The 11242-nt window shown below is 63.0% G+C and carries 12 protein-coding genes; 7 read left to right on the top strand and 5 right to left on the bottom strand.

Going from position 1 to position 11242, the window contains the following annotated elements:
• Window positions 1–227: GntR family transcriptional regulator (locus tag AACV31_RS10200; protein ID WP_166337082.1), on the bottom strand; the 227-nt coding region annotated here is incomplete at its 3' end.
• A gap of 177 nt (window positions 228–404) precedes the next feature.
• Here AACV31_RS10200 and AACV31_RS10195 point away from each other — a divergent pair.
• The 5 genes from AACV31_RS10195 to AACV31_RS10175 are packed head-to-tail and all read left to right on the top strand — an operon-like array spanning window position 405 to window position 5993.
• The gene (locus AACV31_RS10195) at window positions 405–1898 is read left to right on the top strand and encodes an ABC transporter substrate-binding protein (RefSeq protein WP_161588829.1); all 1494 of its coding nucleotides are present in this window, start codon (window positions 405–407) and stop codon (window positions 1896–1898) included.
• Entirely contained in the window at window positions 1895–2740 is an 846-nt protein-coding gene (locus tag AACV31_RS10190; RefSeq protein ID WP_041923527.1) for an ABC transporter permease, read from the top strand. Before AACV31_RS10195 ends, AACV31_RS10190 begins: the two co-directional genes overlap by 4 nt.
• The gene (locus tag AACV31_RS10185) at window positions 2740–3654 is read left to right on the top strand and encodes an ABC transporter permease (protein ID WP_075198349.1); all 915 of its coding nucleotides are present in this window, start codon (window positions 2740–2742) and stop codon (window positions 3652–3654) included. Before AACV31_RS10190 ends, AACV31_RS10185 begins: the two co-directional genes overlap by 1 nt.
• Window positions 3651–4997, top strand: a complete 1347-nt coding sequence (locus tag AACV31_RS10180) for a M20 family metallopeptidase (RefSeq protein ID WP_165153913.1) — start codon at window positions 3651–3653, stop codon at window positions 4995–4997. Before AACV31_RS10185 ends, AACV31_RS10180 begins: the two co-directional genes overlap by 4 nt.
• Before the next feature lie 18 nt (window positions 4998–5015).
• Entirely contained in the window at window positions 5016–5993 is a 978-nt protein-coding gene (locus AACV31_RS10175) for an ornithine cyclodeaminase family protein (protein WP_165153912.1), read from the top strand.
• On the opposite strand, the gene AACV31_RS10170 is transcribed toward AACV31_RS10175, so the two are convergent.
• The 3 genes from AACV31_RS10170 to AACV31_RS10160 all read right to left on the bottom strand — a co-directional run bounded on the left by AACV31_RS10170 (window position 5990) and on the right by AACV31_RS10160 (window position 9344).
• Window positions 5990–7603, bottom strand: coding sequence for a dipeptide ABC transporter ATP-binding protein (locus tag AACV31_RS10170; protein WP_075198352.1), 1614 nt, complete (start codon window positions 7601–7603; stop codon window positions 5990–5992). The genes AACV31_RS10175 and AACV31_RS10170 overlap by 4 nt on opposite strands.
• 75 nt (window positions 7604–7678) lie before the next feature.
• Window positions 7679–8719 (bottom strand): NADP-dependent oxidoreductase, encoded by a 1041-nt coding sequence (locus tag AACV31_RS10165; protein WP_165153911.1) that lies wholly within the window; start codon window positions 8717–8719, stop codon window positions 7679–7681.
• 49 nt (window positions 8720–8768) lie between these two features.
• Window positions 8769–9344 carry a helix-turn-helix domain-containing protein gene (locus AACV31_RS10160; RefSeq protein WP_015741212.1) on the bottom strand — a complete coding sequence of 192 codons (576 nt, stop codon included), beginning with the start codon at window positions 9342–9344 and terminating at the stop codon, window positions 8769–8771.
• Between the two features lie 38 nt (window positions 9345–9382).
• Here AACV31_RS10160 and AACV31_RS10155 point away from each other — a divergent pair, with 38 nt between their 5' ends.
• Together AACV31_RS10155 and AACV31_RS10150 are read left to right on the top strand one after the other, a co-directional pair.
• Window positions 9383–9901 carry a GNAT family N-acetyltransferase gene (locus AACV31_RS10155; protein WP_161588835.1) on the top strand — a complete coding sequence of 173 codons (519 nt, stop codon included), beginning with the start codon at window positions 9383–9385 and terminating at the stop codon, window positions 9899–9901.
• A complete protein-coding gene (locus AACV31_RS10150; RefSeq protein WP_165153909.1) occupies window positions 9898–10347 on the top strand; it encodes a DMT family transporter in 450 nt (149 codons plus the stop codon). The genes AACV31_RS10155 and AACV31_RS10150 overlap by 4 nt, the downstream gene beginning before the upstream one ends.
• 3 nt (window positions 10348–10350) lie before the next feature.
• On the opposite strand, the gene AACV31_RS10145 is transcribed toward AACV31_RS10150, so the two are convergent.
• Window positions 10351–11235 (bottom strand): NAD(P)-dependent oxidoreductase, encoded by an 885-nt coding sequence (locus AACV31_RS10145; protein WP_105539329.1) that lies wholly within the window; start codon window positions 11233–11235, stop codon window positions 10351–10353.
• Between the last annotated feature and the right edge of the window lie 7 nt (window positions 11236–11242).

Here is an 11242-nt window from a genome sequence, read left to right as displayed (position 1 = left end):
TCCGGCACCAGAAAGGCCTGCGCCGGGGTGGCGTTCAGCGCGCCGGAAGAGACCAGTCGCAGCAGCGCTTCGCGTACCGGCGTGATGCTGATCCCCAGTTGATCGGCGATTTCCTTCGTGACCAGACGGGCGCCCGGGCGCAGGCTGCCAACGATAAGGGCGTTTTTCAATCTTACTTCCACTTGCATGGTTAAACTTAGGCGTTGCGCTTTTTCCAGATCCAGCATGTTTATTTCCTGTCGTAAAAAATTTACTTTGTATTAGCAGGCGCTTAACTGACGTCTCGTCATCCTGACCAGAGGATATATCTTATATCCTTGATAACACGGTTTTTGTGGTCAGGAAAACCGAAAATAATCAAAACTTTCACTGACCAGTACGACAACCATTAAGGTATTGACCTAATGAAACGACTGTCCCGTAAGCTTCTCTCTCTTTCTGTGGCGCTTTCTTTATTCGCTCCGCTCAGTCAGGCCAGTTCGCTGACCATCGCGCAGCCCACTTCCGCCACCGCCATGGATCCCGGCTTTCTGAAAGAAGCCGCGACGCTGGTGGATAACGTTTTCGATACGCTGGTGCTGCGCGACGCGCAGATGCAACTGAAACCCGGCCTCGCCACCCACTGGGAAGCCATCAATGACACCACCTGGCAGTTCGACCTGCGTAAGGATGTCAAATTTACCAACGGCGAGCCAGTGAATGCCGCGGCGGTCAAATTTTCCATCGACCGCATTCTCGACCCGGCCAACCACGCGCCCACCATTTCTTACATCCGTACCATTAAATCCGTGGACGTTGTCGGCGACTATCAGGTGCGTATTCACACCAACGGCCCCGATCCGCTCCTGCCCACCCGCATGAGTCGTTATCCGGCTTATATCGTGCCGCCTGGTTATGTAAGTAAAGTCGGTGCTGCGGAATTTGCACGAAAACCTGTCGGAAGTGGCGCTTATATCGTCAAAACTTTCATTCCCGATGAGCGTGTTGTGATGGAAGCCAACCCGAACTACTGGCGCGGCAAGCCGTCGATTGACGAAGTGACATGGCGCCCGATCCCCGAGGCGACCGCGCGCATTACCGCGCTGCTGACCGGCGAAGCGCAGCTGGTGGAAGGCGTGCCGGCGGATCTCGCCCCGCTGGTGAAGAGCAAACCCGGCGTGAAGCTTGAGCAGGTGAAAGGCGGCGGGCTGACGATTTATCTCGGCATTAAAAACAGCGAGCCGCCGCTGAATGACGTGCGCGTGCGTCAGGCGCTGTCGTTGGCGCTGAACCGCGATGCCTACACGCAGTCGCTGCTGCACGGTTTCGGCACGCCGACCGGCACGCTGGCAGGCCCGAAAGATTATGGCTATAAAGCCATTTCCGCGCCGAAACAGGACCGGGAAAAAGCCAAAGCGTTGCTAAAAGAAGCCGGCTACGCGCAGGGCTTTACCCTGAAATTCCAGGCCCCGCGCCGTTATATCGCCAGCGCTGACGTAGGCCAGGCGATGGTGGCCGATCTCGCCGCCATCGGCGTGAAAGCGCAGCTCGAAGTGCCGGAATGGTCGGTTTACACCCAACAGGTGGCGTCCGGCAAACAGGCGCCGCTCTATATGCTGGGCTGGGGCTCCACCCAGACGCTGGATGCCGACGCCGCGCTCTATCCGGTGCTGCACGCAGGCGAGCCGTACTCCACGGTGAGCGATCCTACGCTTGATAAGCTGTTAAACGAGAGCCGCGCCACGGTAGATGCCGCGAAGCGTAAAGCATTGCTGGAGCAGATCCAGGACCGCGTCGCCACCGAACAGCCGCTGATCCCGCTCTACCGGGAAGATGCGATTTACGCTTCCAGTGACAACGTCACGTTTAAAGGCCGTGAAGACGCCCGCGTGTCGTTGTTCGATATGAGGGTGAAATGATCTTCCCTGGCCGTTACGCATCCCGTTCACGCCGCCGTCCCCTGCCGGGGGACGGCCTTCTTGGCGGCGCGCTGTTGGCTGTACTCATCCTGGCAGCGCTCCTCGCCCCCTGGCTCCCGTTACCCGACCCGCTGCAAAGCGATCTCGCGGCGGTCTTTCAGGCGCCTGGCCCGCAGCACTGGCTGGGCGCGGATCAACTGGGCCGCGACGTGCTGGCGCGTATTCTCGCGGGTGCCCGTCTCTCGCTGTTCGTGGTGATGATCGCCGCACTCATCGCCGCCACGATGGGCACGCTGATGGGCATGGTCGCGGGCTACTTCGGCGGTTGGGTCGACGCGCTTATCATGCGGCTTATCGATATTCAGCTGGCGGTGCCGTTTATTCTGCTGATCCTGCTGGTAATGGCGCTGTTCGGCACTTCGCTTGCTAACATTATCGTTATCATGGGCGTGACGAGCTGGGCGATTTACGCCCGCGTGGCGCGCGCCAGGACGCTGGAAATCCGCGAGCTGGAGTATATCGAGGCCGCGAAAACCATGGGTTTTTCGCACCTGCGCATTATGCTGCGCCATATTTTACCGGCGCTCGCGACACCGCTACTGGTGCTGCTGACGCTCGATATCCCGCGCCTCATTGTGCTGGAAGCCTCCGTCGGTTTTCTCGGCATGGGCATCCAGCCGCCGACGCCGACGCTTGGCAATCTTATCGGCGAAGGTCGCGCCTATATGCTGCTCGCGCCGTGGCTGGTGGTCTGGCCTGGCTGCGCCATCGCCATGCTGGTGGTGGGCTGTAACCTGCTGGGCGACTACTGGCTGCGCACCACCCAGGCGAGGGTCGAATAATGGCGCGCTATCTGATTTCACGGTTTTTCCAGGCGCTGCTGGTGATGTTCGGCGTTTCGCTGCTGATTTTCTTCAGCCTGCATCTGACGGGCGATCCGGCGGCGGTCATGATGCCGCCCGGCGCCACCACGCAGGAGATTGCCGATTTCCGCCACGCGATGGGCTTTGATAGGCCGCTGCTGACCCAATACGCCGATTACGCGGCCCACCTTCTGCGCGGCGATCTGGGCGAGTCCCTGCGTTTTGGCCAGCCGGTAGCGACGCTGATTGCCGAACGCCTGCCCGCCACCGCGCTGCTGGCGCTGACGGCGCTCGCCTGGAGCACGCTCGCGGGCCTCGCGCTAGGGCTGGTAAGCGCGCTGTGGCGCGACACAATCTGGGATTTGCTGGCGCGGCTGGTGGCCTTCAGCGGCCAGGCGGTGCCGGTGTTCTGGCTGGGGCTGTTGATGATTTTGTTCTTCAGCCTGCAACTGCGTCTGTTGCCTTCCGGCGGCTACGGCGAACCGTTACAGCTCATCATGCCAGCGGTCTGTCTTGGCGCTTACTACATGAGCGCGATGGCGCGGCTGGTGCGCGCGAGCCTGATTGACGTGCTGGACCAGGATTATATCCGCACCGCGCGCGCCAAAGGCCTCAGCGCCTGGCGGGTGCTGGTTCGTCACGGGCTTCGCAACGCGCTGATCCCCGTGGTGACGGTTCAGGGAATTTCACTGGCCGCGCTGCTCGGCGGCGCGCTGGTCACGGAGATCATCTTCGCCTGGCCGGGCATTGGCCGCCTCGCGGTACAGGCTATTCAGAACCGTGATTTTCCGCTGGTGCAGGGCGTGGTGCTGCTCGCCGCGCTGACGTTTGTGGTGGTGAACCTGTTGATTGATTTGCTTTACCTGGTACTGAACCCAAGGATACGTTTATGACCGTTCAGCCGAATGCCTGCCTGGAGGCGACGATCGAACTGCTCTCGTCGCTCACCGCCTGGCAAAGCGTGGCCGACGAGCCGGACGAACAGCGCTCCCTCGCGGCCTGGCTCGAAGCCTGGCTTGCCGAAGAACTGGAAGCAGAAGTGATCCTGCCGGTGGCGCAGCAGCCTGATGACCGCCCGCCGCTGGTGCATGTGCGCGTGGATATCGGCGCGCCGGACACGCTGGTGCTCTACAACATGTACGACGTGATGCCCGCCGACCCCGAGGGCTGGCAGGTCGACCCGTTTACCGGCGGCATCCGCCGCTGGCCCGATAAGGGCGACGTGTTTATCTCGCGCGGCGCAGAAAATAACAAAGGCCCGCTCGCCGGTATGCTTACCATGGTGCGGGAGCTGTGGGAGAGCGGCAGGCTGACCACCAATCTGGAGATCCTGCTGGAGGGCGAAGAAGAGTGCGGCAGCGGTACGCTCCGGCGCTATCTCGCCCGTACGCCGTGCCCGGTGTCGCCTGCGCTCGCCGTGCTGTTCCCGTCGCTGTGCGAATATGGCGGCGGCGCGCCACGGCTCTATCTCGGCTTTACCGGCATGACCACCGGGCGTCTGCGCGTCGCGGGCGGCGACTGGGGCGGCCCGCAGGCCGCCATTCACGCGAGCAACGCGGCGTGGATAGCGAACCCCGCGTGGCGGCTGGTGCAGGCGCTCGCCGCCATCGCCCCCGCCGGGCGCAACGGGGTGCTGGAAACCCTGCCGCTTGACGACGCCGCCCTGCACATTCTCGACGAGCTGGCCCCGCAGTTCAGCATCGCAGACGAGCTGGCGATGCGCAAAAGCCAGCGGCTGACGATCAGCGGCGACAGTCGCGAGGCGCTGGCGTTTTTACTCGGCAGCGCGGTGCTGAATCTTAGCGAGATCCGCACTACGCCCCTGCCGGGCCGCGGCATTATTCCCCCGCTCGCCTGCGCCGAATTCGCGCTGCGCACGCCGCCGGGGAGTTCACCGGAGAGACTGCTGGACGCCATGCGCGCGTCGCTCTCTCATCAGGCCATTACCGGCGTGGAGCTGATCGTTGATGACTGCTATCCCGGCAGGCGTTTTTCGGCTGACGACGCGGGCGTGATGGAACTTCTGAACAGTTATCACCAGCAGCAGGCCCGCCCGCAGATCTGGCCCTGGGCGCCCGGCTGCGCCCCGGCGTATGCTTTCGCGCCCGTCGCGCCCGCGTTTCTTATCGGCGGGCTCGGCTATGGCGGCAACGCGCACGGTGTGAACGAGTTTGTCACCCTGCGCGGGCTGTCGCGCTATACCCGGTCGCTGCGCGACTGGCTGCTCTCATTCTGACGGATTCAGGAGATAACCATGCGATTTCTTACCGGCCAGCAGGTGGCGGAACTCGGCGGGCTCGACCCGCACGCGGCGCTGAAGGATGTCACCGACGCGACGCTGCTGATGGCGGCAGGCGACGCCGTGATGCCCGCCGAAACGCACGTGCCGCTCGATACCGCGCCCGGTAAGGTTTACGCCCTGCCTGCGCGCGTCGGCGGGCGGTTTAACGCCACCGGCGTCAAATGGACGGCGCACCGCCCGCAGCCGCAGGACAATCTGCCGATGGCGCTGACGATGACGATCATCAACCGCGCCGACAGCGGCATGCCGGTAGGGCTTGTGGAGAGCGGCGGGCTGACGGCGGTGCGCACCGCCGCAGTCTCGGCGCTCGCCCTGCGCCACGCCGCGCCGCGCGAGGTGAAACGCGTGCTGCTGCTGGGCGCGGGCGTACAGGCGCGCGCGCATCTGGCGATGTTACGCGCGCACTTTCCGGCGCTCTCGGGGTTAGGGTTGTGGAACCGCACGCCCGCGCGGCTTGAGGAAATATCCGCCGCGACGCTGCCGTTTCCGTGTGAAATCTACCGCGATCTGAGTGAGGCGCAGAAACAGCCGTGGGATGCCGTTATCACCTGCACCGGCGCGCAGCAGCCCTTTCTCGGCCCCGAATGGTGCCAGCCGGGGCGGCTTATCATGCAGATTGGCTATCACGAAGTGAGTTTTGCGGCGATCAAACACGCCACGCAGGTGGTGGTTGACGCCTGGGGGGAGTTTCGCCACACCAGCGCCAAAAGCCTGTTTCAGATGTATCGCGCGGGCGAATTTGCCGATGACGGCTGGGCGGCGGATCTCGCCGCGCTCTTAACCGGCGCGTGGCGACCGATGCCGGACGACTGCGTTTACTTTTCATCGTTCGGGCTGAACGTGTTTGATATCGCGCTCGCCGCGCGGGTGTTGCAGAAGGCGGCGCAAGAAAACGTCGGTGCCGCCCTGCCGTTATTTGGCGTCTCTTAAGCGTCTTCGCGCAGGCGCAGCGCCTGGTGGATATCCGGCGCGCTGTCGATAAGCCGCCGGGTATAGGCATGGGCGGGCGTTTGCAACACCTGCCGCGTCGGCCCTTCTTCCACCACATTCCCGAGGTAGAGCACTAACACGCGATCGCAGAGCTGGCGCACCGCCTGGAGATCGTGGCTGATAAACAACACCGACAGCCCAAGCTTGTCGCGAAGCTCCGCCAGCAGGCGCAGGATCTGGCCTCTCACCGGTAAATCGAGCGCCGCCACCGCTTCATCCGCCACCAGCAGTTCCGGCTCCAGCGCCAGCGCGCGGGCGATGGCGATTCGCTGGCGCTGCCCGCCGGAGAACGCCGCCGGACGCCGCTGCGCCCATTCCGGCTTCAGTCCTACCAGCGTCATCAGTTCGCTCACCCGCTCGGCAATCGCCGGGCCGTGGCGCAGCCCGTGCACCCGCAGCGGCTCGGCGAGCTGATCGCCGACGCTCATGCGTGGATCGAGGCTCGCGTAAGGGTCCTGAAAAATCATCTGCGCGCGGCGGCGCACGCGTTGTCGTTCAGCGCGGCTCGCCTGCGCTATTTCGATGCCGTCAAAGAAAATAGCCCCGCTGTCTGCGTCGATAAGCCCGATGGCCGCGCGCCCGAGCGTGGTTTTGCCGGAGCCGGATTCGCCGATAAGCCCGACGATTTCGCCCCGCGCCACGCTAAAGGTGGTCGGCTGCAGCACCCGCTGGCGCTCCGCCGGAATAAATGGCAGCCGTGCGCGGCGCGGAAAGCTTTTCACGATGCCCGTCACCTGCAACAGCGGGGTCTCATCGCGCGCCACCACGCGCTCGGGCGGCTCCTGCGGCGTGGAAGCCGCAATCAGCCGCCGCGTCCAGTCGGCCTCAGGCGCGGTAAAGAGCGGCGCCACCGGCCCCTGCTCGACAATTTCGCCGCCGTTCATCACGCAGGCGCGATCGGCATAGCGCGCCACCACGCTGAGATCGTGCGTCACCAGCAATACGCCCATGCCCATCTCCTGCTGGAGATCTTTCAGCAGGCCGAGGATTTGCGCCTGAAGCGTGACGTCCAGCGCCGTGGTGGGCTCATCGGCAATCAGCAGGTCTGGTTTGCCGCTAATGGCGCTCGCTATCATAACGCGCTGGCGCATCCCGCCGGAGAGCTGGTGAATATACTGACGCGCCCGCTTTTCCGGCTCGCCGATGCCGACATGGCCCAGCAGCGCCACCGCCTCGCGGGAGGCCGCTTTCCAGCCCAGCCCGCGATGACGCACCAGCACTTCGGCAATCTGCTCGCCCACTTTCAGCACCGGGTTCATGCTGCTCATCGGCTCCTGGAAAATCATGGCGATATGCCGACCGCGCAGGCCCGCCGGGTATGGCGCGTCGGGAAGAATAGGCGTGGTATCGTCGAAGCAGATCTCCCCGCCGCTCTGCCAGACGCCGCGCGGCAGAAGGCCGGTGACGGCTAAAGAGGTGAGCGTTTTGCCGCAGCCGGATTCGCCGACCAGCGCGACCATTTCGCGGCGTTCGACCGTCAGACTGACATCACGAAGTAAGGTTGCCTGGCGACTTTGCAGGCTCAGATGAGATACGGTTAACAGCGGCACAGGCGGCTCCCGACAACAGGCTTTGGTCGAGCATATCGGCAGCCGCCATGGTTAACAAGTTGTTATTTAGCTGGTTTATGCTTCGTCCTGGCCAACGCGGATCACCAGCTTGCCGAAGTTTTTCCCTTCCAGCAGGCCGATAAACGCCTCCGGCGCGTTCTCAAGCCCCTCGACAATATGCTCGCGGTAGTGAATTCGCCCTTCAGCAACCCACTGGCCCATTTCGCGCTGGAACTCTTCGATGCGGTGACCATAATCCTGGTTGATGATAAAGCCCTGCATCCGGATGCGTTTTTTCAAAAGCGTGCCCATCAGAAGCGGCAGACGATCCGGGCCAGGCGGCAGGTCGGTGGCGTTATAGCCGGAAACCAGACCGCACAGCGGCACGCGCGCGCCGGTATTGAGCAGCGGCATTACGGCGTCGAAAACTTTACCGCCGACGTTTTCATAGTAAACATCGATGCCCTGCGGGCAGGCAGCGGCAAGCTTATCGGCGAAATCCGGCGCGCGGTGATCGATACACTCGTCAAAGCCAAGATGCTCCACTGCGTAACGGCATTTCTCTTCGCCGCCCGCCACGCCGACGACGCGGCAGCCTTTGATTTTACCGATCTGCCCGACGCTTGCGCCCACCGGGCCGGTCGCGGCGGCGACCACCAGCGTTTCGCCCGCTTTCGGCGCGCCGATATCCAGCAGGCCCATATAGGCGGTGAAGCCGGGCATCCCCAGCACGCCGAGGAACCACGACGGATGCTCGGGCGATTTGCCGAGCGGCGTCAGTTGTTTCGGATCGCAGATGCAGTAATCCTGCCAGCCGCTGTAACCGACCACCCAGTCGCCGGGGTGGAAATCAGGGTGATGTGATTTCTCGACCACGCCGACGGTGCCGCCGACCATGACTTCGTCAATCTGCACCGGCGCGGAATAAGACGGCTCATCGCTCATGCGGCCGCGCATATACGGGTCGAGCGACAGATAGACGGTGCGCACCAGCACCTGACCTTCGCCCGGCTCGGCGATGGTATCTTCTTCCAGACGGAAGTTCTCCGCCACGGGTTTGCCATGCGGACGGGAGGCCAGCACCCAGCGGCGATTACGGGACGATGGTTGGGTCATGATGTTCTCCTTAGTTTTCAGGGCATCCAGAAAGCGTAGTGCATTCACGTTAACTGGCGACGTTATTCAGACGCACGATCAGATAGACGCAGGGCGCGTCGCTCTGGTTGATGAAATGGCATTCGTTCGGCGGGCCAAGCTCCAGGCAGTCGCCCTCGCGCATCAGGTGGCGGGTTTCGCCTTCGCGAAACACCAGTTCGCCCTGCTGCACCCAGATAAGCTGGCGCGCGAACGCATAGGCCGAGGCGGGCATCGGGATATCGCTGCCCGCGGGCAGCTCCACCTGAACCAGATCCAGCGGCAGGTCAGATTTTGGCGAGACGTGGCGGCGCAAATAATGGCTTTGCGGATCGCGCCAGACCGGCTGATCGGCAAAGCGCAACAGCCGCCCTTCGTTCATCTCCGCGCGGGCGATAAGCGTGGACATACTGAGCCCCAGCGCGCCGGAGAGCCGCCCCAGAAGCGTCGCCGTCGGGCTGCTTTCCCCGCGCTCGATTTTATGGATCATGGCGCGGGACACTCCGGCACGCTCCGCGAGTTCGCTCAGCGACCAGCCGCGGGTTTCGCGCTCGACGCGGATACGCTCACCAATCCGTTGATTTAATGTGTCGATTATATTATTCATAACGTAACATTATAGTGAACGACTGCCGGGGTTCAACCATGCTGATTCGCCATGCCACTGCGGACGACTGCGCCGCTATCGCCGACATTTTTAACGATGCGGTATTACATACCGCCGCCATCTGGAGCGATTCCACCGTCGACACGGAAAACCGCCTCGCCTGGTTTTATCAGCGCGGCAACGCCGGGTATCCGGTGCTGGTGGCGGTACTGGACGACACCGTGGTGGGCTACGCCTCATTCGGCGACTGGCGCGCCTTTGACGGCTTTCGCCATACGGTTGAGCACTCGGTCTACGTGCATCCTGATCACCATGGCAAGGGCATCGGTAAGGCGCTGATGACGCGGCTGATTGTCGAGGCGCAGGCCATCGGCAAGCATGTGATGGTGGCGGGGATTGAATCGCGTAACGCAGGCTCTATCGCGCTGCATGAAAAACTCGGGTTTACCATCACCGCGCAGATGCCGCAGGTGGGCACCAAATTTGGCCGCTGGCTGGATCTGACGTTTATGCAGCTTCAGCTCGACAACCGCAACGAGCCGGACGCCATCGGATGAATTCGTCGCTCAGCCTGCTGTTTCTGACCGCCGCCGGGGCGGGTCTGGTGGTGCAGAACATGCTGATGGTGCGCATCACGCAGTCGGCCTCCACCATTCTTATCGCCATGCTGCTCAATTCGCTGGTGGGGATTGTGCTGTTCTGCGCCATTCTCCTGCTGCGTAACGGCACGGCGGGCTTCAGCGAGCTTATCGCCACCGTGCGCTGGTGGACGCTGCTGCCGGGGCTGCTCGGGTCGTTTTTCGTCTTCGCGAGTATTAACGGTTATCAGCATCTCGGCGCGGCCACGACCATTGCGGTCCTGGTCGCAAGCCAGCTAATTGGCGGGTTGCTGTTCGATATTGCGCGCAGCAGCGGCCTGACGCTGCGGATGCTGGCAGGGCCGGCGGCGGGCGCGGTGCTGCTGGTGATTGGCGCCTGGCTGGTCGCCAGGCGCACGTTCTGAAGGTTACGCTTTCGGTTTCTGCCCGCTGCGGCGCGCGCTGACGGTCGCCAGCGCCGCCCAGTCGAGCTGTTCATCGCCGTGGGCCAGCGCGTCAAGGTAGTTATCGCGCAGCACGCCCGCTACTCCCATCGGCACGTTTTTACTCTCGGCGGCCTGCTGCGCGAGACGCACATCTTTGAGCCCCAGCTTCATGGTGAAACCGGCAGGCGTGTAGCGATCTTCGGCAATCATCGCGCCATAGTTTTTATACGCGGGCGCGGCAAACAGCGTGCTGGTCATCATACCGAGAAAATCGCCTTTGCCGACGTCATAGGCCTCCACCAGCGCCGACGCCTCGCCCATCGTCTCGATCGCGCTCGCCAGCATAAAGTTCGCCGCGAGCTTCACCGCCGCAGCCTGCGCCGGGCTGTCGCCAAAGGTCCAGGTTTTCTGGCCCAGCACATCGAAAATCGGCTGCGCTTTCGCGAGCCATTGCGCCTCGCCCGCCGCGAGAATATTCAGATTGCCTGCCGCGGCGACATCCACACGCCCAAGCACCGGGGCGGCGAGATAGCCGATGTTCCGCTGACGCGTCAGCGCGTCCATTGCCTCAGTAAACGCCACGGAAACGGTCGCCATATTAATCCACAGCGCACCCGGCGCGAGCGACGCCAGCGCGCCCTGCTCCACCACCACGCTTTCGGTGACCGCGTCGTCGGCAAGAATAGTGATTAAGACATCAGCGCCATGAATCTCTTTCGGGCTTGCCGCTACCTGCGCGCCGGACGCGCGCAGCGCCTCTGCAGACGCAGGCGAGCGGTTCCAGACGGTCACCGTAAAGCCCGCTTTAACCAGATTTTCCGCCATCGGCTGGCCCATGCCGCCAAGACCGAGGAAAGCAATATGCATGAGAATT

Source organism: Cronobacter sp. EKM101R (assembly GCF_963888145.1).
GTDB classification, from domain to species: Bacteria; Pseudomonadota; Gammaproteobacteria; order Enterobacterales; family Enterobacteriaceae; genus Cronobacter; species Cronobacter turicensis.
Note: the sequence above shows the minus strand (reverse complement) of the source record. Positions and strands in the feature narration are given on the sequence as shown.

Coding starts and splice junctions, on each gene's coding strand:
- AACV31_RS10190 (WP_041923527.1), top strand. CDS start 1,895: ATGATCTTCCCTGGCCGTTACGCATCCCGTTCACGCCGCCGTCCCCTG.
- AACV31_RS10150 (WP_165153909.1), top strand. CDS start 9,898: ATGAATTCGTCGCTCAGCCTGCTGTTTCTGACCGCCGCCGGGGCGGGT.
- AACV31_RS10175 (WP_165153912.1), top strand. CDS start 5,016: ATGCGATTTCTTACCGGCCAGCAGGTGGCGGAACTCGGCGGGCTCGAC.
- AACV31_RS10180 (WP_165153913.1), top strand. CDS start 3,651: ATGACCGTTCAGCCGAATGCCTGCCTGGAGGCGACGATCGAACTGCTC.
- AACV31_RS10185 (WP_075198349.1), top strand. CDS start 2,740: ATGGCGCGCTATCTGATTTCACGGTTTTTCCAGGCGCTGCTGGTGATG.
- AACV31_RS10155 (WP_161588835.1), top strand. CDS start 9,383: ATGCTGATTCGCCATGCCACTGCGGACGACTGCGCCGCTATCGCCGAC.
- AACV31_RS10145 (WP_105539329.1), bottom strand. CDS start 11,235: ATGCATATTGCTTTCCTCGGTCTTGGCGGCATGGGCCAGCCGATGGCG.
- AACV31_RS10195 (WP_161588829.1), top strand. CDS start 405: ATGAAACGACTGTCCCGTAAGCTTCTCTCTCTTTCTGTGGCGCTTTCT.
- AACV31_RS10160 (WP_015741212.1), bottom strand. CDS start 9,344: ATGAATAATATAATCGACACATTAAATCAACGGATTGGTGAGCGTATC.
- AACV31_RS10165 (WP_165153911.1), bottom strand. CDS start 8,719: ATGACCCAACCATCGTCCCGTAATCGCCGCTGGGTGCTGGCCTCCCGT.